Below are 19,488 nucleotides of genomic sequence, written 5' to 3'. Positions count from 1 at the left end.
ATTTGCATGATTTCCATTGCGCTGTTTGCGATGGGGTTTCCTGCGGCGGAAGTGCTGTTGCAAAGCTGGGGTGCGATATCGCTGATCGCGGTGCGCATTGTTCTGGGCTGTGCGTTGTTGGTGCCCGTGTGGATTTTGATGGATGGCTGGACGCGCGTGAAAACTGCCCCGTGGCGCAAAGGATTGCTGATCGGTGGGATCGGGTTTGGCACGGGTACGGTTATTTTGCTGGTCACGCAATCCATGACAGATGCAGTAACGGCGGCGTTGGTGGCAGCGATGATGCCAGTGGCAGCGGTTGCACTGGAGGTGATGTTTGATCGGCGGCGGCTGACGGTTTCCTTTGTTTTGGGCGTTGCCTTGGTGCTGACAGGTGGGGTTGTTGCAGCGGGGGCATCGCTGGCAGACAGTCAATTCGGACTTGGGGCGCTGATGGGCATTGGAGCCACGTTTATCTTTGCCTGGGGATCGCGGGCCACTGTTAAAGACTTGCCTGGCATGAGCAATATTGGGCAGGCCACATTGACTTTGGTTGGGGCGATGATCTTTTGCCAGATCACGCTGGCGGTGTTTTTAACCTTTGGCTGGTGGGGCACAGAGGTTGGCGTGCTCGACGCACGTGGGCTGGGCCTGTTGGCTATCTTTGCGTTTTGCGGCATGGCGATCAGTCAGGCGTTTTGGATTTTGGGTGTGGCAAAGGTTGGGGTTGGCATTGCATCGTTTCACCTGAATGCGGCACCGTTTTATGTGATGCTGATCCTGCTGGCCTTTGGTGGTGCATGGGATTGGAACCAAGCGCTAGGCGCGGCGGTTTTGGCCATCGGTGTGGTGGTGGCGCAGCGCGGTGATGCGTGGATTGAGGATGTGATCCCCGCAGAATAGCCCTTAAGGCGTGTGGAGTGTGATCGAGAAGCCTTCGTCGGCGCTGGGCGGGACGAAATGGGCCGAAACATGATCAAATTGTTCTCCTGAAACGATAAATTGATGTGACCCGCTGGTGTTGCGGTCGCGCAGGCGGCTGCGGCAGACCTCTTTCGGGGTGTCGAGGTGATGCAGAGTGTGATCGCAGGCCGCAGTGTCGATCAGAGCTTTCAGCCATGCGCGTTGTTTGAGTGTGTTGGCGGGGAAGTCGAGGACGACATTGAGACCCGTTCCGAGCAGCGTCGACACATGCGGGATCAGCAGGCCTTGGAGGCGTTTGGAGTAGGTGACATAGTCGGACAGGGTCTGCATGTCAGGGCCGAAGAGGGTTTTGAGCCAGACGTCTTCGGATAGCACAATGGTGTTTGGCTGCTCTGCGAGCGATGCGCAGAGGGTGGATTTGCCTGCGCAGATCAGGCCGCAGACCAGATGGAGGTGGCCCGTTGGCATTTAGGCGTCCAATTCCGCCGATGGGATAATCGGGAAAAACGCGCCGTTGGAGCGCACACCGAACCATTGTTCGCCGTCCACGTCTGCGTGTTCGCCAAGGTCCACAAGGCGGTAGAAGGATTTGCGGTCGATCAAGGCTTCGAGGTTGGTGCGCACGAGGATATAGGGCGAGGGTTCACCTGTTTCATCATCGCGCATCACGCGGATGGGGTTGTCAGGGCCAGCAGTCATTTCATCGTCCACTTGCGTGGTGAAGGTGAGGGTTTGATCAGGGCCTTGGTTTTCCACATCAAAATCAATGGCAACGAATGGCGCGTCATCGACGGTGATGCCAACCTTTTCAACAGGCGTGACGAGGAAATAATCATCGCCGTCTTTGCGGATGATGGAAGAAAACAGCTTTACCAGCGGTTTTCGGCCAATGGGCGTGCCCAGATAGAACCACGTACCATCACGCGCGATGCGCATGTCGAGATCGCCACAAAACGGTGGATTCCACAAATGTACGGGTGGCGGGCCCTTTTTTGACGCAGCGGTGGCGGATTGCGCTATGCTGTCCGCACTCGGTTTTGTGATTATTTCATCGTCTTTCGGATTTGTCATTTGTCCTTGCCGCGTTAATTGGTTCTAAATGGGTTCAACGTCCCAGTGGCCCGAAACAAAAAGGTATTGTTCATGTCTGAGAATGCAAGCGAATTGGCAAGTTTGGCGGAGGAAGTTGAAAAGGCTTCTGTGTTGCTCGGAAATTCTCGCGCTTGGATCGGAAAGCGGATTATCGGACAGGAACAGGTTGTAGAGCAGGCCATGGTAGCGCTGTTGTGTGGTGGCCATGCGTTACTTGTGGGGGCACCAGGTTTGGCGAAAACACGATTGGTGGACACATTGGGCACGGTGTTTGGGCTGAATACGAACCGTGTGCAGTTCACGCCTGATTTGATGCCAGCGGATATTCTGGGGTCCGAAGTTTTAGAGAGCAATGACGATGGGGCACGAGCGTTTCGGTTTTTGAAAGGCCCTGTGTTTAGCCAGTTGTTGATGGCGGATGAGATTAACCGCGCAAGTCCACGGACCCAATCGGCGCTGTTGCAAGCGATGCAGGAACGCCAAGTTACGATTGCAGGGCAGGAATATGATTTGCCTGCGCCATTCCATGTGCTCGCCACACAAAACCCGATTGAACAGGAGGGGACATATCCGTTGCCAGAGGCGCAGTTGGATCGGTTTATCTTGCAGATTGATGTGGGGTTCCCGAGCCGAGACACAGAACGTGATATTCTGCTGGCGACCACGGGTGCGGATGAGGCAGAGGCGCAAGAAGTGTTCACGCCTGAAACGTTGATGGCGGCGCAAACGGCGGTGCGGCGGATGCCTGTGGGAGATGCGGTGGTTGAGGCGATTTTGGATTTGGTGCGCGCGGCGCGTCCAGAAGACGAAACAGCGCCCGAGTTTGTGCGCGATGCGGTCAGTTGGGGGCCAGGGCCACGGGCGGCGCAGGCGTTTATGTTGGCCACACGGGCGCGGGCTATGGTGCAGGGACGGTTGGCGCCGTCTGTGGACGATGTGATTGCGCTGGCCCATCCGATTTTGATCCATCGTATGGCGTTGGGCTTTGCCGCGCGCGCACGGGGTGAAAAGCTGTCTGATTTGATCGCGCGGCTGACGGTTCAGGTCACGGGGGCAGAGGCCGCCGCGTGAATGACGCAGCGCACATAACACCAGATCAACTGCGCAGTGATGCCGAAGAGGCTGCTGCGGGGTTTCCTGCGTTGATGGCGGCGGCGGATCAATTGGCGGCTACGATTAGCCTTGGGGCGCATGGGCGTCGGCGGGCAGGGCCAGGGGATGAGTTTTGGCAGTATCGGCCTGCCACGGCGGGAGACCCCCTGCGCGAGATTGATTGGCGCAGATCGGCGCGGGCGGATGCGCATTTTGTGCGCCAGATGGAATGGCAGAATTTGCAAGCGGTTCATCTGTGGGTCGATCGATCGGCCAGCATGCAATATCGCGGCGCAAAGGATTTACCGCTTAAGGGTGAGCGTGCGCGGATTCTGGGCCTTGCCAGTGCGATATTATTGGCGAAAGCGGGCGAGAGTGTGGGGCTGATGGAAGACCCACAGCCGCCAAAACATGGGCGCGGGCAGATCACGAAAATGGCCATGCGGTTGGTTGAAGGGGCACAAGATGATTTCGGCGTCCCGCCGAACAAAGAAATGGTTCGGGGCAATCGGGCGCTGTTGATTTCGGATTTTCTGGGGGATTGGGAGCGCGTGATTGATGCGCTGAGCCGTGCGGCGGATCAGCGGGTGCAAGGCTGTTTGGTGCAGGTTTTGGACCCAACCGAGGAAAGTTTCCCTTTTGATGGTCGCACCATTTTCGAAAGCATGGGCGGCGGTGTGAGTTTTGAAACGCGCCGCGCCAAAGCCTTGCGCGATGATTATCTGGCGCGGTTGGCAGAACGCAAAGACCAGCTAGAGGCGCTCGCACGGCGCACGGGGTGGATGTATTTGTGCCATCACACAGATCAGCCCGCACAAAGCGCGTTGATGTGGATTCACAATGCGATTGCGGGGCCAGCACGATGATGGCGTTTGGCTCTATCGGGTTTTTGGCCCCTGTGTTGTTGCTGGGCCTGCTGGCGCTGCCGATCCTGTGGTTTTTGCTGAGGGCGGTTCCGCCTGCGCCTTTGCGGCGGCGGTTTCCTGCGGTGTCTTTGTTGCTGGGGTTGGAGGATAAGGAAACCACGCCTGATCGCACCCCTTGGTGGTTGCTCTTGCTGCGTATGGCGGCCATTGCAGCGGCGATTTTGGCGTTTGCGCAGCCTGTGTTGAATCCGACGGATCGCGTGGCGGGGCGTGCGCCTTTGTTGATCGCAATGGATGGTAGTTGGGCGAGCGCGCAAAGCTGGGGGCAGCGGCAGGATAAGCTGACCGAGGTGTTACAATTTGCGGTGCAGGACGGGCGGCCTGTGGCGGTTGTTTTGTTGTCTGACGGCCCGCGTGGGGAAAACCCGCTGAATTTTGTGAATGCCAGTGACTGGTTGAACAAAGTTGATGGGCTGGAGCCGAATGCGTGGGAACCTGTGTATGAAGATTGGGTTCAAGCGGCAGAAACGAGCGAGGCCTATGAAACCCTGTGGCTGTCTGATGGATTGGCGCGGGAGGGGCGTGATGACTTGATGACGGCCTTTGTGGAAAAAGGCGATGTGAGCGTGGCCGAGGCCGAAGGTGGGGTTTTGGCGCTGCGCGGCATCGGCATTGAAAGCGGAGCGCTTAGCACAACTGCGGTGCGCGTGAACGCGGGTGGCCCGTTAGAGTTTGCAGTGCAAGCGGAAGGACCTGATCCAGCGGGGATCACGCGGGCATTGGCGCAAGGGTCGGGGGCGTTTGAAGACGGCGCGACCGAGGCGGAACTGGCGATTGAATTGCCGTCCGAGCTGCGCAATCGGGTGAAGCGCGTGGTGCTAGACACTGTGCGATCTGCGGGTGCGGTTGTGGTGACAGATGACAGCATTCAGCGGCGCAAAGTGGCGTTGATTGGTGGTAGCACAGAACAAGAAGGGGCGGTTTTAGTCTCCCCCTTGCATTTCTTGCGCAAAGCATTGGTTCCCACTGCGGATGTGATCGAAGCGGGATTCATGGACAGTTTGCAGGCCAATCCTGATGTGATGATTTTGGCCGATGTGGGCGACATGTCAGGCCAAGAAACCCGCGCGGTGCGCGAATGGGTGGAAAGCGGCGGCATGTTGGTGCGTTTTGCAGGGCCGCGATTGGCGGCGAGCGGTTTGGGGCAATCTAGCGAACATCCTTTGTTGCCTGTACGCCTGCGGGCAGGCGGGCGAAACGTGGGTGGCGCGATGAGTTGGGGATCCCCCAAGGGATTGCAGGCCTTTCCCGAAAGCAGCCCATTTTTCGGGCTGACTGTGCCAAGCGATGTGTTGGTGGAAAGCCAAGTGATGGCGCAACCTGATCCAAACCTGTCTGAACGGGTTTTGGCCGCGTTGGTGGATGGAACGCCGCTTGTGACGGCCAAGGATCAAGGGGCGGGGCGCGTGGTTCTGTTTCATGTGACGGCCAATGCGGAGTGGTCTTCGCTGCCGCTGTCTGGGTTGTTTGTGCAGTTGCTGGAACGTTTGGCGATTTCGGCACGATCTGCCACGCTGGATGCGGCAGAGTTGGAAGGCACGGTGTGGGTACCTGAGCAGGTTTTAGATGGATTTGGCGTGTTGCGCGATGCACCTGCCTTGGCAGGTGTGGACGGTGCGCGCTTGGCAGGTGGTGTGTTTGGCGCTGACATGCCTCCTGGTGTTTACGTGAGCGGGGAGCGGCGTGTTGCGTTAAATGCAGTGGCTGCGGATCGGGTGCTTGAAGCGGCGAGCTGGCCCGTTGGAACAAACTTCTTATCGCTCACACGATCTGAAGAACAGCCGTTGCAAGCGTGGTTGTTAATGGCGGCACTGGCGTTGTTGTGTGTGGATGTGCTGGCAACGCTGTTGGTTGGTGGGCGTTTGTGGATGCGCGGGGTTGCGGCAATGATGGCCCTTGCGGTTTTGCCGATGACGCCAGCGGATGCGCAGGATGAAGCGGCAATTTTGGAAGCGGCGAATAATACGGTTCTGGCCTATGTCGAAACGGGCAATTCGCGGCTGGATGATGTGTCGCGTGCGGGGTTATTGGGGCTGTCTGCAGAACTGTTTCGGCGCACCAGCATTGAGCCGATTTCCCCCGTTTCGGTCAATTTGGAAACGGATGAATTATCGCTGTATCCGTTTTTGTATTGGCCCGTTTCAGACACGCAAACTGTGCCGTCAGATGCCGCTATGGAAAAGGTAAACGTATTTTTGCGTGGCGGCGGGATGATCCTGTTTGACACGCGCGATGCGAATATTGGGCGCAGCCTTTCGGGGGGAACGCCCAACGGCAAAAAATTACAATCCATTGCGCAGAATTTGGATATTCCCGCGTTGGAGCCTGTGCCAGAAGATCACGTTTTGACGCGCACGTTTTATTTGTTGCAGGATTTTCCAGGTCGGTATGCCAACGCGCAGGTTTGGGTGGAGGCCGCGCCCCCAGATGCGGAGCAAACCGAGGGTATGCCGTTTCGCAATTTGAACGATGGGGTGACGCCTGTGGTGATTGGCGGCAACGATTGGGCGAGCGCCTGGGCCATAGGTGAAAACGGGCGGTTCCTGTTTCCTGTCGGTCGCGGATCGCAAGGGGAACGCCAGCGCGAGATTGCCATTCGGTTTGGTGTGAACCTGATCATGCACGTGCTGACGGGCAATTATAAATCGGATCAGGTGCATGTGCCTGCGCTGTTGGATCGGTTGGGGCAGTAACATGATGGGTTTTGCACAATCAAAGTTCTGCGTGCTGATGGGACTGGGGTGTTCAAATGGAATTTGAGATCGCCTTTACCCCGCTTATTCCGCAACCCGTGTTGTTGGCCTGTATTGCCGTGGCCGTTGTGTTCACACTGCTGGCCATTTGGCGGCGTCTGCCCGGTTGGTGGTTGCGACTGGCAGGTTTGGCGGTGGTTCTGTTGGCCTTGGCACAGCCTGTGTTTCGTCAGGAAGAGCGCGAAAACCTATCGAACATTGTGTTTGTGGTGGTGGACAAAACCGAGAGCCAATCGGTGGATGTGCGCCCTGAACAGATCGATGCAGGCGTAGCTGCGTTGCAATCCGAGATTGGCGACTTAGAGAATTTCGAAACGCGGGTGATTGAGGTCGAGAATGACCCAAGTGCCGTTGACGATGGGTCTATGGTTGTGACCGCATTGGCCAAAGCAGCCAGCGAAGTGGCCGAGAGCCGCATCGCAGGCGCCATTTTGGTGACAGATGGGCAAGTGCATGATGCTGATATGCTGGCTGTGTTTCCCGCACCGGTACATGTTGTTCTGACTGGGGAAGCGGACGATTGGGATCGTCGCTTGGTGATCGATAACGCCCCTGCTTTTGCCATTGTGGGCGAGCCTGTGACGCTGTTTTTGCGTGTTGAAGACCAAGGCGCTGTCCCTGCGGCGGTGGCAGGGTCAGCAAAGTTGCGCATATCCGTTGATGGGGAAACGCCGCGCGAGTTTGTGGTTGAGGTTGGGCGGCAGTTTGAACTGCCCCTGACACTGCCCCATGGCGGTTTGAATGTGTTGCAGTTTCAAGTGGTGCCTGAAGAGGGTGAATTAACGGATCGCAACAATGGAGCGGTGCTGTCGATCAACGGTGTGCGGGATCGGTTGCGCGTGTTGTTGGTGTCGGGTGAGCCCCACGCTGGGGAGCGCACGTGGCGCAATTTGCTAAAGTCGGACACGGCGGTGGATTTGGTGCATTTCACCATTCTGCGCAGCCCTGACAAACAGGACGGCGTGCCTGTGCGCGAATTGTCGTTGATTGCCTTTCCAACGCGCGAGCTGTTCCTAGAAAAGATTGATGAGTTCGATCTGATCATTTTTGATCGGTATCGCCGCCGCGGTATTCTGCCCAATCGGTATATGGCGAATGTGGCGGATTATGTGCGCCGTGGGGGGGCTGTTTTGGTGGCCTCTGGCCCTGCGTTTGGCGGGCCTGACAGCATTGCGCGCACGCCGTTGACAACTGTTTTACCTGCCAAGCCGACGGCGCGGTTGATCGAACGGGGGTTCACCCCGATGATTTCGGAATTGGGGGAGCGACATCCTGTGACGGCCGCGCTGGATGAATTTGCGCCCTTGCCAAAAGGCGAGGACGGAACACCCGGATGGGGCCGTTGGTTCCGTTTGATTGATACAGAGGCCAGCAAAGGCCATGTGGTGATGACAGGGGCTGATGATCGGCCATTGCTGGTTCTGGATCGCGTTGGCGAAGGGCGCATTGCCATGCTGACATCAGATCATGCGTGGCTGTGGTCGCGCGGGTTTGAAGGGGGCGGGCCACAATTGGAACTGCTGCGCCGTCTGGCCCATTGGACAATGAAAGAACCCGAGCTGGAAGAAGAACGCATTTCAGCCGTGGTGAACGGGAACACGGTGACGGTAACGCGGCGATCCCTGACAGAAGAGCGTGGCGCGATTTCCGTGACGGGCCCTGATGGATCGGTGATTACGCTCGATACAACGGAAACAGCACCTGGCCAGTGGACGGCAGAGTTTGAAGGCGAGGAAAACGGGCTGTATCGGTTGAGCGATGGAGAGCTCGATGCAGTGGTGGCTGTTGGGCCAACAGCGCCGCGCGAGTTTGAACGCACAATGGCGAGCGCGGACATTCTGCAACCGATCCTGACCGCGACAGGCGGAGGAGTTCTGCGTTTGCAAGATTACGCCGCGCCGCGATTGCGATCTGTGCGTGCGGGATGGTCTGCTGCAGGCCGCGGGTGGTTGGGTGTGACGCCGCGCAATGCGTATTTGGCCACAGATATTCGACAAACCCCTATCCTGCCAGGCTGGGCTTTGTTGCTGTTGGTGGCTGGATTGATGGTGGCCGCGTGGCGGTATGAGGGGCGGTAAACGGTCTCTCGGCCTGTGATCCTATACCTAGAGTAGTGACTATTGCTTGATCCAAATGGGTGGTGTGTTACTAGATATGGGGAAACCTGCCACCAATTGCTTCGAATCAGATCACATGACCCTACGCTTTTCTTTTGGACTTTCTGCCCCTGTTTTCATTTCCCTTTTGGTCACGGCGTGTACTGAAACGCCCAGTGCAGACAAGATCGCGTTGATACCAGAACAGACGCAAATTCAGGCCCATGCAGCCTGTCAGGCAGAGCAGGGGTTGGTTCACGGCGCTGCGGTTGAGGTGCTGGAGATGAGCAACGGACGTGTGATTGCCTCCACGTTGAATGGCGACGATGTCACGGTAGCGCAGGCGCGTGCGGTAAACCAATGTGCGCGGGCCAAGCTGCTGGGCGGGCAAACGGGTGCTGTTTCAACACCCGTGGCCGTGGTGCAAAAAGCCCCAGAAAAAGAAGGCCTTTACGGCTGTAAAAAGGGGCATGGCGTGTTCCAAGGTGGATCGACCATCTGCCCCGGGTACTAAGGCCATATAGCCTTTCGCGTTAACTCTGAATCACTTGGTGATGGTTGAGAGACCTGTAAGTAACTGAGATGAAATGCGTTTCGCGAAAGGCCGATGGCTCAGGTTTTTTACGAAACGCTTTAGTTCGCCAATGCTAACCGAGTGCGGGAATTGAATTCGCGCCGATAGATCAACGTCAGCGTCACAAGTGTTGCGATAATCAGTGGGATTGCCCCGATCAACCATGTCAGCGCCGCAATCGTGAAATAGACCGAGCGCTTGCCGCGATTGAAAGACCGCGCGGCGTGATTTGCGATTTCTGCGGATTTTGCGGCGGTGGGATAGGCCGCGTCATCCGTTGGATCATTGGGTGTAGAGGCCATGACAATGGCGCAATAGCCAAACAGGCGCACAGACCAAACAAATTTCAAAAACCCATTGGCGAGCAAGGCCATGAGTAAGAGGATTTTAACTTCCCACACTGCTTTGGGCGCGACAGGGGTGCTGGCAAGATCGCTGGCAAACATGGTGAGCTGGTCCGCGCCGCCAAGCAGCGCCACACAGCCACCAATTGCGATCATGCAAGAGGAGGCGAAAAACGTGGAGCCTTGGCGCATGATGGCGAGGACGGAGCTGTCAAAGATGCGAGGTTGGCGTGTGACCATCTGGGTCATCCACCGTTCGCGATACTGTTCCATCAGCATATGTGTGGATGGATTGGTCGTGTTTTTGCGTTCAATAAATGCGGTGCTGCCAAGCCATGCGAGGATCAGTGCAAAGACAGCAAGTGCGTCCAACAATGCAAAATGCGTGAGCGCTTCGGGTAAAAGATCGGTCATGAGATTGGTTTAACGCAGGGCGTGCGGGGAGTCAGGGCATATAATGATTGTATTTCCCCAAATTGGTAATATTATTTGACCAAATACTGAAAAGTGGAAACATACCATGCAAATGCCTGCCCCAAATGCGCAGATTCTATCGCGCAAATCCGAAATTGTTGCGTGCTTGCAGGCGGTTTTGCCCATGGATGCGGTCATTCACGAGCCCCATGAAACGCGGGTGTACGAATGTGATGCGTTAACGGCGTATAAATGCCCCCCATTGGCGGCGGTGTTGCCAAGCAACACGGCAGAGGTGTCAGCGATTTTGAAGGTCTGTCATGACATGGGCGTACCCGTTGTGCCGCGCGGATCGGGCACATCGCTGGCGGGTGGGGCGTTGCCAACGGCGGATTGTGTGATCCTGGGCGTGGCGCGGTTGAATGATGTGATCGAGACGAATTACGCGGATCGGTTTATTCGCGTGCAATCTGGGCGCACGAACCTGAGCGTGACAGGAGCGGTCGAAGAAGAAGATTTCTTTTATGCCCCTGATCCTTCATCCCAATTGGCCTGTGCCATTGCGGGAAACATCGCAATGAATTCAGGCGGGGCGCACTGTTTGAAATATGGCGTGACAACGAACAACCTCCTTGGTGTGACCATGGTCATGATGGATGGCACGGTGGTTGAAATTGGTGGCGCGCATCTGGATGCGGGTGGATTGGATTTGCTGGGTCTGATTTGTGGGTCCGAAGGGCAGTTGGGCGTCGTGACCGAAGCCACGCTGCGCATTTTGCGCAAACCCGAAGGCGCGCGGCCCGCGCTGGTTGGGTTTGACAGCAATGAGGTGGCGGGAGCCTGTGTGTCCGACATTATCAAGGCAGGTGTGTTGCCCGTGGCCATCGAGTTCATGGATCGCAAGGTTCTGGAAGTGGTCGAAAAGCACGCGCAGGCGGGATATCCCGAATGTGAGGCGGTGCTGATCATTGAAGTGGAAGGATCAGAGGCCGAGATTGATATGCAGTTGGGTCTGATCCGTCAGATTGCGGCCAAGCACTCTCCTGTAGAGTTTTGCGAAAGCACGTCCGAGGCAGAGAGTGCTGCCATTTGGTTGGGGCGCAAATCGGCGTTTGGGGCCATGGGGCAGATCAACGACTATATGTGTTTGGATGGCACGATCCCTGTGTCCGAATTGCCGTTTGTGTTGAAACGGATTGGAGAGTTGTCCGAAGAATACGGGCTGGGCGTGGGGAATGTGTTCCATGCCGGGGATGGCAATATGCACCCGTTGATCCTGTTTGATGCCAACAAAGAGGGCGATTTGCAGAAATGCGAGGCAATGGGCGCGGAGATTCTGAAGCTGTGTGTGGATGTGGGTGGCTGTTTAACGGGCGAACACGGCGTTGGGGTGGAAAAGCGCGACCTGATGTATTCACAGTTCGACACGGTGGATATGGAGGCGCAGTTGCGGGTGAAGGATGTGTTTGATCCTGCGTGGCTGTTGAACCCGTCAAAGGTGTTTCCTTTGGGTGTAACGGAAGCACGGCGCCTTGCGGCGGAGTAATCAGGGGCTTTGCCCCCGCGCAGTGCGCGCCCCCAGAATATTTATGGACCAAAGAAGATGATGACAGCTGAGAGCGAAGCAGCGTTGAGTGAACTGGTGCGCAAGGCAGAAGGACCGTTGCGCATCATGGGGGGCGGTACACGGCCTGTGGGGCGATGTGCGGGCGAGGTTTTGTCGACGGCTGGGCTGTCGGGGATATCGCTGTATGACCCTGGAGCATTGACGATTGTGGCGGGGGCAGGGACGCCGTTGCAGCAGATTGAAGACGCGCTGAAGGCAGAAAACCAGCGGTTGCCGTTTGAACCGATGCGGGCGAATGCCGTGTTGGGAACGGACGGTGAAAGCACCATTGGTGGTGTGGTCGCGGCGAATGTATCAGGGCCACGGCGCATTCAGGCAGGGGCCTGTCGGGACAGTTTGATCGGCGTGCGGTTTGTGGATGGACGCGGCGATATCATCAAGAACGGGGGGCGCGTGATGAAAAACGTCACGGGCTATGATCTGGTGAAGCTGATGTGCGGGAGCCATGGTACGCTCGGGGTTTTGAGTGAGGTGGCGTTTAAAGTGCTGCCTGGCATTGAGGCAACCGTGACAGTTGAGCTGCGAGGGTTGGATGATGTACGGGCGGTTGAAGCCATGTCAGAGGCGCTCGGTTCACCTTTTGAGGTTTCAGGGGCGGCCCATGATCCAGATGCGGGCGTGACGATGCTGCGTTTGGAAGGGTTTGAAGACTCCGTGGCGTATCGCGCGGCGGAGTTGTCGAAGGTTTTGGCGCGGTTTGGGGATGTGTCATTAAACAGGGCGGCGGATTGGGCGGCTGTACGGGATGCGGTTAAGTTTGCGGGTGGCAAAGGGGATGTGTGGCGGATATCGGTAAAACCATCCGATGGGCCCCGTGTGGCGGCGGCGCTCGATGGTGCAACACTGCTGTATGATTGGGGCGGGGGCTTGGTTTGGGCCGAGGTTGCCGAGGCCACAGACGTGCGCGGGGCGCTGTCTGGGATTGCAGGACATGCCACGTTAATGCGCGGAGCTGGCGTGGGCCCAGTGTTTGAGCCAGAAATCGGGGCATTGGCAGCAATAAGCCAAGGGTTGCGGTCGCAGTTTGATCCACGTGGAATTTTAAATGAGAGGTTGATGGGATAATGGCAGTTGTAGTTATTTTGTTTGCGCCAATGATATTGGTTTGGTTGATTTTAGCGACCATGCCCAAGGGCAGGCCGTTTCTGATGGCCTTGGCGATGACCGCCGTTGTTCTGGGTGTTTGGGCTTTGTGGCCCGTGCCGCCGTCATCGGGGCCTGACGATTGGTTTAATGGTATCGGACGGGCAAGCGCGTTGATGTCTATGTTTGCGGCTGTTGCTGTGATCCCAGCGCAAGCGTTGCGGTGGTGGAAGGATTTGGGCGGTTGGCCGTATGTCGGGGCCTTGCTGGTGAGCGGTGTTGCGACAGCGGTGTTGCCTGCCGTCGTGTTCAGCGGGTTTTGATATGAGAACAGAGTTTTCGCCAGAGCAACTGAATGATCCTGCGATCAAGCGGTCAAATGACATTCTGCGATCCTGCGTGCATTGCGGATTTTGCACGGCGACCTGCCCGACCTATCAGGTGCTGGGCGATGAGTTGGATAGCCCGCGCGGGCGGATTTACATGATTAAGGACATGCTGGAAACGGGGCGTCCTGCGGATGAAAAAACCGTTAAACATGTGGATCGGTGTTTGTCGTGTCTGGCCTGTATGACCACCTGTCCGTCAGGAGTGCATTATATGCATTTGGTGGATCATGCGCGCGAGTATATCGAACAGACCTATAAACGGCCTGTGATGGAGCGGGTGTTGCGGGGAGTGCTGGCGAAGATCCTGCCCTATCCGAAACGGTTCCGTGTGGCATTGCTGGGCGCAAAGATCGGGCGGCCGTTTGCGCGGTTTATGCCTGATCCGCGTCTTAAAGCGATGCTGGAGATGGCACCAAAGACCATTCCTGCAGTTAGTCGCAATGATGATGCGCGGGTTTTTCCTGCCATTGGCGAACGCAAGTTGCGTGTGGCGCTGATGACGGGCTGTGCGCAGCGGGCGCTGAACACGGATATCAATGATGCCACCATTCGGCTGTTGCGCCGTCTGGGCTGTGATGTGGTGATTGCGGACGGGCAGGGGTGCTGTGGGGCGCTGACCCATCACATGGGCAAAACCGCCGAGAGCCATGGGGCGGCGGGTAAAAACATTGCCGCGTGGTGTCGGGAGTTGGATGGCGAAGGACTGGATGCGGTGGTGATCAATACGTCTGGCTGTGGAACCACGGTGAAGGATTATGGCCATATGTTCCGCAATGGGCCATTGGCCGAAGATGCGGCACGGGTGGCCGCGATTGCGATGGATGTGTCTGAGGTGTTGATGAAGCTGGATATGCCTAAAGGAGCGGATCAACGGCTGCGGGTGGCCTATCATGCGGCGTGTAGCTTGCAGCATGGGCAACAGATTAAGACGTTTCCAAAGACCCTGCTGAAACGGGCAGGGTTTGAGGTGGTGGAGCCTGCGGATAGCCATTTGTGCTGTGGCTCGGCAGGGACGTACAACCTGATGCAGCCCGAGATTTCGGGGCAGTTGAAAGCGCGCAAAGTTCAAACGCTAGAGGCCAAGCAGCCCGATGTAATTTCGGCTGGTAATATCGGGTGTATGATGCAGATTGGCAGCGGGACAGATGTGCCGATTGTGCATACCGTCGAATTGCTGGATTGGGCAACGGGCGGACCAAAACCCGCTGCGATGGAAAGACGCTAAGATGAATGTACGTGAAGCGACCCCTGCGGATGCAGCGCAAATGTGCGCGCTGTTAAATGAGATTATCGAGATTGGTGGTACGACGGCGGCGGAGGAAGTGCTGTCCTTGGCCGCATTTCATGCGCATTACTTTGAAGGGGAAGGAATTGTCAGCCTGTTTGTGGCAGAACAAGATGGCGCGATTTTGGGCTTTCAAAAGTTAAACCATTTGGATGGTGTGTCACAGGATATCGGCGATATCGCCACATTCGCGCGGGCCAGCAACAAAGTTAAAGGTGTCGGGCGTGCTTTGTTTGAACGCACGAAGGCGGCGGCGATAGAGGCGGGATTTTCGCAAATCAACGCCCGCATTCGTGCAGATAATGTGCCTGGCATGGGGTATTATGCGGCCATCGGCTTTGCACCCTTTGACGTGGTGAAAGACGTGCCGTTGAAGGATGGAACGCCTGTTGATCGGATGATTAAACGCTACGCGTTAACCAACTAACAGTTGCGTCAGAAAAGTGGCGTAACTGTGCGGGCTGCCGCAACCTTGCCCCAGTAATTGGATTTTCTCGCCCTTCTTTAGGCCCAGTTTGTGGGCAATCTGCATCCAACGAGCAATGGATGACAGATATGTTTACACGGGTTTTGATGATGGTTTTGGCACTGTGCGCAAGCAGTGCATCAGCGCAAACATTCGTAAAAGCACAAGGCGAAGACCCCACGCGCAAGTTGATGAGCGCGGATGAAGCCAAAGCCTGGCAAGCGGTTGGGCGTGTGAACCTGCCCAATGACGGGTTTTGCACGGGGGCGTTGATTGCGCCGAACCTCGTTCTGACAGCGGCCCATTGCGTATTTGACCCAAATAACGAAGAGCGGTTGGACCCGAGCGATGTGTCCTTTGCCGCAGGGTGGCGCCAAGGTCGGGCATCTGCCCACCGCAAAGCGCGGCGAATTGTTGTGCATGGGGGATACGTTCACAACGGCACTGCAGAATTTGAAAATGTGGGCAATGACATTGCTCTGGTTGAGCTTGATCATTCCATCCGCAACGCCGCAGTTGCGCCATTCGGTCGTTCCGCGCGTCCCGTGATCGGCGCACAGGTTCAGGTGGTATCTTACGCGCAAGATCGCTCTGAAATGCCGTCGATTGAAGAACCTTGCGAGATTTTGGGCAAGAGCATGGCGGTATTTGTGCTGTCGTGTAGCGCGTCTTTTGGGGCGTCGGGCGCGCCGATCTTTGTGATTGAAAACGGCGAACCAAAGATTGCTTCTGTGATTTCGGCCAAAGCCACGTGGAAAGACCGTGATGTGGCGCTTGGCACATCATTGGGGAGCCCACTAGAAGAGTTGATGAACCAGTTGCAGCGCGACAAAGGCGTGTTCAAAGGCAAGCGTGTTTCTGATAAATCCTTAAGCGAACAATTGGGTCGAACACAAAATTCATTTTTTGTGAAAAATTAGTCTTGAAACCCCATTTGGGTGTTCCTAGATTACCTAGTACTGGATGCCCATGAAGGGGTCTGGTGACTAAAACTCAGGTCTGTCCATGATGGAAGGCCGTATCTAAATATCGCTTCTTAAGGAGGATGTTTGCTCATGCGAACTTATGATTTTGCACCCCTATACCGTTCCACTGTTGGTTTTGACCGTCTTGCGTCCATGTTGGATCGCGCCATGTCGGTTGATGTAAACACAAACGGCTATCCCCCATACAACATCGAGAAAACAGACGAAAACGACTATCGTATTTCGGTAGCTGTTGCTGGGTTTTCCGATGACGAATTGACCATTGAAATGCGCGAAGGCCAGTTGGTGATTTCCGCCAAGAAAGCCGAAGCAGAGACCACAGAAGAGGTGACGTATTTGCACCGTGGAATCGCCTCGCGCACGTTCGAAAAACGGTTCCATTTGGCCGATCACGTGCGTGCAGTTGGTGCGACCACAGAAAACGGCATCTTGCACGTGGACTTGGTTCGTGAAGTCCCTGAAGCGTTGAAGCCGCGCCGCATCGAGATTGCGGATGCGAGCAAAACGATCGAGGCAAAACCAGCCAAGAAAGTCGCTAAGGCCAAAGCCACAGCGTAAATCACACACAGAATTGGCGCCTCGTACCTCCCCTTTTGAGGCGCCATGTTCCAGCCGCTGTCCCTTATCGGCTGGCCGAGCCGTCGCTGTGCCCTGAGTTTCCCCTACCTGAGCGCGCGACCTGTTTTGACAGAACCCCCGACGCAAATGCGGCGGGGGTTGGCGTTTGTGAGGACATAAAAATTGGAATGCCTGCGTCGCGGATATTTTTTGCCAAAAGAAGGCGGGTTTATTTCCGTGCTTTGGCGAGTTTCATCAGACGGATTGCTTCGGCGCGGTAGCCATAAGGGTCTGTGCCTTTCGTTTCTGACGCCAGCGTAATGGCATCGCCTAAGGTCCAAGAATTGGTGTATTTGGATCCTTTGAGCAGTTGGCCAAACCCGGCAATAGCTGCGGCGAAACCTGTGTTTGCAGGCGTGTCGGATCGACTGATCGGGGTGGTAATGAGCTGACTTTCTGCGGCCCCAGGGGTTTTGTAGCGCAGTTTAAAAAAGCCAAGTTCGGAGGAGTCCGAAGCGGCCGTATCGGCGGCATACCGCAAAGGATCGTTGAGGATCGCGGGGGAGCCGACGGGGGTAACTTCGTAGAGCGCAGTGACCTGATGGCCCGCGCCGATATCGCCAGCATCCACCGCATCGTTGTTGAAATCTTCGCGGTTAAGGGCGCGGGTTTCATAGCCGATCAGGCGGTATTCAGCGATTGTGGCGGGGTTGAACTCCACCTGAATTTTTACGTCATTTGCGATGGGGAACAGCGCGCCAGACAGATTGTCGACAAGGGTTTTCTGCGCCTCGGCCAATGTGTCGATATAAGCGGCGGTTCCGTTGCCGTTTTGCGCCAGAGTTTGCATCATGTCATCGCGGTAATTGCCACGGCCAAAGCCAAGAACAGACAGATATGTGCCGCTGTCACGGTTCTTTTCAATCGCGGTTTTCAGATCGTTGGGATTGTTAATGCCCACGTTAAAATCGCCATCGGTTGCGAGCAGAACGCGAGAGATTTCACCCTCTGCTTTCATTTGATCCGCAAGCGCATAAGCGGCGCGAAGCCCCGCGCCCCCTGCGGTGGACCCGCCCGCATTGAGCGAATCAAGCGCGTTTAGGATTGTGGCGGTGTCGCCCGCATTGGTGGGTTCCAGAACCGTCCCAGCCGACCCTGCATAGGTGACGATTGCCACCTGATCCGTTGGGCGCAGTTCGGTGAGCATCAGCGCGAAGGACTGTTTTAACAAGGGCAGTTTGTTCGCGTCCTGCATGGAGCCTGACGTGTCGATCAGGAACACGAGGTTCAGCGGTGGACGGTCCTCGATGGCTGGTTTTTTGCCTTGGATTGCGATGCGCACGAGGTTTGTATCCGCGTTCCACGGTGTTTTCGTCACGCTGATATCGGTGGAAAACGGCACATCGGATGTGGCGGCGGGGGCGGCATAATCGTAGGGGAAATAATTGATCATTTCCTCGATCCGCACAGCATCAGGGCGCAATTGTCCACCGTTCAGCAAGGTTGAGCGGACGTAAGCATAGGAGGCCGTGTCCACGTCGATGGAAAAGGTTGAAACGGGGGATTCCGCCGTGACTTTGACGGGGTTTTCCGGTGCGGCTGTGAATTGGTCATTGTTGGGTTGCGGCGCGATGATGGCGTCGTCTTGTGGGGCAGTCATCGCCAAAGGTTTTTTCTGATGTGACGCATCCCCGCTGTATGACTTTAGTCTAACCCCTTTCAAAGCCCCTGGTTGTGTCCGCATTTTCGGCTTTGTGGTGCTACTGTACAGTTGCCCCTCATTTTCAAGATCACGGTGAGCAGTTTGGGGATTTTGAGCCATGGATTGTTGAAGGTTGCCAGCGGTCGCAGCCTTCTTAGTTGCGTCTTGCGTAGATCGAGTTTCCGCTTTTGGTTCGGCCCGCAAGCGGTTCTGAACCGTGCTTTCTTCAATTTCTAAGACAATTGCAGGTTCGGGTTCGCCAAGCACGGTTTCATCCGAAGACAAATCCGCATCATAAATCGCTGGTCCGTTGTCGTTGAACGGGTCATAGGCCACGAAAACGGCTCCTGCAACAACAAGGCAAGAGGTGGCATAAAGCACTGGGCGGAGGTTTGAGAATGTGAACATAGCTGTGGTCCTTTTCCAGAGGGACCCCGATGTTGGGGCTTCGGACATGGGACGTGCAGCGGATTGGCTTTCTTGGATACGCGCGAAATTTTCTGCGGCCATGCGCAGGGCTTCGGCTTTGGCATCTGCATCTGGAGCAGGGGAGGCATCGCGCAAGGCGGCTTGGAGTTTTTCGAGGTCATTCATTGGATGAGCTCCTCTTTCTGGGCGAGCGCACGGAGGTGTTTTTTCACCTCTGACATGCGCCAACTGACGGTTCCGGGCGAGATGTTGAGGATGGTTGCGGCGGCGTCGTGGGTCAGATCTTCGCCCAAAACAAGGGCAACGGTTTCGCGCAGGTCTTTGGGCAGGGTGGCCATGGCTTGGTTGAGCCAGTCAAGCTGGGCCCGATTTTCGGCTTCTGCGGCGCGGCTGTTTAATTCAAAGTCGCCCCAGCCTTCGGTGGCTTTTTGGCGGGTTTTGCGTTTTCGCAATCTGTCGCGGGCCGCGTTAATGGCAACGCGGTAGAGCCAAGTGGTGAATTTTGCGTCTGCGCGAAATGATGTGATCTTGGTGGCGAGCGCGAGGCAGAGGTCTTGGGTCATGTCCTGTGCTTCGGTTTGGGACCCCAGCACACGAAAACCAATGCGGTGGATCAGGTCGTAGTGACGCGAAATCAGCGCAGAGAACGCCGCCGCGTCCCCTGTTTGGGCCAATGTGACCAAATTTTCGTCGCTCGTTTCCATCCGCATAATGTGGTTAGACGCGCGGTAAATGGCAATCCTTGGCGCGTCGCGAACTTTTTTGTGAA

The 19,488-nt window shown here is 56.3% G+C and carries 18 protein-coding genes; 13 read left to right on the top strand and 5 right to left on the bottom strand.

Annotated features, from left to right (window positions below; genetic code table 11):
- The first annotated feature begins 6 nt into the window (after nt 1–6).
- Nucleotides 7–882, top strand: a complete 876-nt coding sequence (locus QBD29_RS14555) for a DMT family transporter (protein ID WP_280098807.1) — start codon at nt 7–9, stop codon at nt 880–882.
- A gap of 3 nt (nt 883–885) precedes the next feature.
- Here QBD29_RS14555 and QBD29_RS14550 read toward each other — a convergent pair whose 3' ends face one another.
- Together QBD29_RS14550 and QBD29_RS14545 are read right to left on the bottom strand one after the other, a co-directional pair.
- Complete coding sequence (locus QBD29_RS14550) at nt 886–1,371, bottom strand: ATP-binding protein (protein ID WP_280098806.1); 486 nt, start codon at nt 1,369–1,371, stop codon at nt 886–888.
- Nucleotides 1,372–1,974 carry a DUF1285 domain-containing protein gene (locus QBD29_RS14545; protein ID WP_280098805.1) on the bottom strand — a complete coding sequence of 201 codons (603 nt, stop codon included), beginning with the start codon at nt 1,972–1,974 and terminating at the stop codon, nt 1,372–1,374.
- A gap of 72 nt (nt 1,975–2,046) precedes the next feature.
- Between QBD29_RS14545 and QBD29_RS14540 the strand changes: the two genes are divergently transcribed.
- From QBD29_RS14540 to QBD29_RS14520, 5 genes are all read left to right on the top strand, one after another.
- Nucleotides 2,047–3,066, top strand: coding sequence for a MoxR family ATPase (locus QBD29_RS14540; RefSeq protein ID WP_280098804.1), 1,020 nt, complete (start codon nt 2,047–2,049; stop codon nt 3,064–3,066).
- Nucleotides 3,063–3,953 (top strand): DUF58 domain-containing protein, encoded by an 891-nt coding sequence (locus QBD29_RS14535; RefSeq protein ID WP_280098803.1) that lies wholly within the window; start codon nt 3,063–3,065, stop codon nt 3,951–3,953. The genes QBD29_RS14540 and QBD29_RS14535 overlap by 4 nt, the downstream gene beginning before the upstream one ends.
- A complete protein-coding gene (locus QBD29_RS14530) occupies nt 3,950–6,706 on the top strand; it encodes a DUF4159 domain-containing protein (protein ID WP_280100976.1) in 2,757 nt (918 codons plus the stop codon). The genes QBD29_RS14535 and QBD29_RS14530 overlap by 4 nt, the downstream gene beginning before the upstream one ends.
- A 56-nt stretch (nt 6,707–6,762) precedes the next feature.
- The gene (locus QBD29_RS14525; RefSeq protein ID WP_280098802.1) at nt 6,763–8,844 is read left to right on the top strand and encodes a hypothetical protein; all 2,082 of its coding nucleotides are present in this window, start codon (nt 6,763–6,765) and stop codon (nt 8,842–8,844) included.
- A gap of 115 nt (nt 8,845–8,959) precedes the next feature.
- Nucleotides 8,960–9,376 (top strand): hypothetical protein, encoded by a 417-nt coding sequence (locus QBD29_RS14520; RefSeq protein ID WP_280098801.1) that lies wholly within the window; start codon nt 8,960–8,962, stop codon nt 9,374–9,376.
- Nucleotides 9,377–9,495: 119 nt separating this feature from the next.
- Here the strand turns inward: QBD29_RS14520 and QBD29_RS14515 are convergent, their stop codons facing one another.
- On the bottom strand, nt 9,496–10,194 hold the full coding sequence (locus QBD29_RS14515; RefSeq protein ID WP_280098800.1) for a DUF599 domain-containing protein: 699 nt from the start codon (nt 10,192–10,194) through the stop codon (nt 9,496–9,498).
- A gap of 106 nt (nt 10,195–10,300) precedes the next feature.
- On the opposite strand from QBD29_RS14515, the gene QBD29_RS14510 reads away from it, so the two are divergent.
- The 7 genes from QBD29_RS14510 (at nt 10,301) to QBD29_RS14480 (ending at nt 16,588) form a co-directional block, all read left to right on the top strand.
- Nucleotides 10,301–11,740 carry an FAD-linked oxidase C-terminal domain-containing protein gene (locus QBD29_RS14510; RefSeq protein WP_280098799.1) on the top strand — a complete coding sequence of 480 codons (1,440 nt, stop codon included), beginning with the start codon at nt 10,301–10,303 and terminating at the stop codon, nt 11,738–11,740.
- Nucleotides 11,741–11,800: 60 nt separating this feature from the next.
- Nucleotides 11,801–12,886 (top strand): FAD-binding protein, encoded by a 1,086-nt coding sequence (locus QBD29_RS14505; RefSeq protein ID WP_280100975.1) that lies wholly within the window; start codon nt 11,801–11,803, stop codon nt 12,884–12,886.
- Nucleotides 12,886–13,227 (top strand): hypothetical protein, encoded by a 342-nt coding sequence (locus tag QBD29_RS14500; protein ID WP_280098798.1) that lies wholly within the window; start codon nt 12,886–12,888, stop codon nt 13,225–13,227. The genes QBD29_RS14505 and QBD29_RS14500 overlap by 1 nt, the downstream gene beginning before the upstream one ends.
- Nucleotide 13,228: 1 nt before the next feature.
- Nucleotides 13,229–14,518 (top strand): glycolate oxidase subunit GlcF, encoded by a 1,290-nt coding sequence (gene glcF / locus QBD29_RS14495; protein ID WP_280098797.1) that lies wholly within the window; start codon nt 13,229–13,231, stop codon nt 14,516–14,518.
- 1 nt (nt 14,519) lies between these two features.
- On the top strand, nt 14,520–15,005 hold the full coding sequence (locus tag QBD29_RS14490; RefSeq protein WP_280098796.1) for a GNAT family N-acetyltransferase: 486 nt from the start codon (nt 14,520–14,522) through the stop codon (nt 15,003–15,005).
- Between the two features lie 119 nt (nt 15,006–15,124).
- Nucleotides 15,125–15,964: a trypsin-like serine protease gene (locus QBD29_RS14485; RefSeq protein WP_280098795.1), complete on the top strand. Its 840-nt coding sequence runs from the start codon at nt 15,125–15,127 to the stop codon at nt 15,962–15,964.
- 135 nt (nt 15,965–16,099) lie between these two features.
- On the top strand, nt 16,100–16,588 hold the full coding sequence (locus QBD29_RS14480) for an Hsp20 family protein (RefSeq protein WP_280098794.1): 489 nt from the start codon (nt 16,100–16,102) through the stop codon (nt 16,586–16,588).
- A gap of 229 nt (nt 16,589–16,817) precedes the next feature.
- On the opposite strand, the gene QBD29_RS14475 is transcribed toward QBD29_RS14480, so the two are convergent.
- Both QBD29_RS14475 and QBD29_RS14470 read right to left on the bottom strand, forming a co-directional pair.
- On the bottom strand, nt 16,818–18,884 hold the full coding sequence (locus QBD29_RS14475) for a VWA domain-containing protein (RefSeq protein ID WP_280098793.1): 2,067 nt from the start codon (nt 18,882–18,884) through the stop codon (nt 16,818–16,820).
- Nucleotides 18,881–19,423 (bottom strand): RNA polymerase sigma factor, encoded by a 543-nt coding sequence (locus tag QBD29_RS14470; RefSeq protein WP_280098792.1) that lies wholly within the window; start codon nt 19,421–19,423, stop codon nt 18,881–18,883. The genes QBD29_RS14475 and QBD29_RS14470 overlap by 4 nt, the downstream gene beginning before the upstream one ends.
- Between the last annotated feature and the right edge of the window lie 65 nt (nt 19,424–19,488).

It is taken from the genome of Amylibacter sp. IMCC11727, from assembly GCF_029854195.1.
Lineage (GTDB): Bacteria > Pseudomonadota > Alphaproteobacteria > Rhodobacterales > Rhodobacteraceae > Amylibacter.
The sequence above is the reverse complement of the archived record's forward strand: the minus strand, read 5'-3'. Positions and strand labels throughout refer to the sequence as shown.

Bases quoted from the DNA above. Each gene is read 5' to 3' on its own strand.
- QBD29_RS14530 (WP_280100976.1), top strand. From the start codon at position 3,950: ATGATGGCGTTTGGCTCTATCGGGTTTTTGGCCCCTGTGTTGTTGCTG.
- QBD29_RS14510 (WP_280098799.1), top strand. From the start codon at position 10,301: ATGCAAATGCCTGCCCCAAATGCGCAGATTCTATCGCGCAAATCCGAA.
- QBD29_RS14470 (WP_280098792.1), bottom strand. From the start codon at position 19,423: ATGGAAACGAGCGACGAAAATTTGGTCACATTGGCCCAAACAGGGGAC.
- QBD29_RS14515 (WP_280098800.1), bottom strand. From the start codon at position 10,194: ATGACCGATCTTTTACCCGAAGCGCTCACGCATTTTGCATTGTTGGAC.
- QBD29_RS14485 (WP_280098795.1), top strand. From the start codon at position 15,125: ATGACAGATATGTTTACACGGGTTTTGATGATGGTTTTGGCACTGTGC.
- QBD29_RS14555 (WP_280098807.1), top strand. From the start codon at position 7: ATGATTTCCATTGCGCTGTTTGCGATGGGGTTTCCTGCGGCGGAAGTG.
- QBD29_RS14490 (WP_280098796.1), top strand. From the start codon at position 14,520: ATGAATGTACGTGAAGCGACCCCTGCGGATGCAGCGCAAATGTGCGCG.
- QBD29_RS14540 (WP_280098804.1), top strand. From the start codon at position 2,047: ATGTCTGAGAATGCAAGCGAATTGGCAAGTTTGGCGGAGGAAGTTGAA.
- QBD29_RS14500 (WP_280098798.1), top strand. From the start codon at position 12,886: ATGGCAGTTGTAGTTATTTTGTTTGCGCCAATGATATTGGTTTGGTTG.
- QBD29_RS14545 (WP_280098805.1), bottom strand. From the start codon at position 1,974: ATGACAAATCCGAAAGACGATGAAATAATCACAAAACCGAGTGCGGAC.
- glcF (WP_280098797.1), top strand. From the start codon at position 13,229: ATGAGAACAGAGTTTTCGCCAGAGCAACTGAATGATCCTGCGATCAAG.
- QBD29_RS14505 (WP_280100975.1), top strand. From the start codon at position 11,801: ATGACAGCTGAGAGCGAAGCAGCGTTGAGTGAACTGGTGCGCAAGGCA.
- QBD29_RS14520 (WP_280098801.1), top strand. From the start codon at position 8,960: ATGACCCTACGCTTTTCTTTTGGACTTTCTGCCCCTGTTTTCATTTCC.
- QBD29_RS14480 (WP_280098794.1), top strand. From the start codon at position 16,100: ATGCGAACTTATGATTTTGCACCCCTATACCGTTCCACTGTTGGTTTT.
- QBD29_RS14550 (WP_280098806.1), bottom strand. From the start codon at position 1,371: ATGCCAACGGGCCACCTCCATCTGGTCTGCGGCCTGATCTGCGCAGGC.
- QBD29_RS14475 (WP_280098793.1), bottom strand. From the start codon at position 18,884: ATGAATGACCTCGAAAAACTCCAAGCCGCCTTGCGCGATGCCTCCCCT.
- QBD29_RS14525 (WP_280098802.1), top strand. From the start codon at position 6,763: ATGGAATTTGAGATCGCCTTTACCCCGCTTATTCCGCAACCCGTGTTG.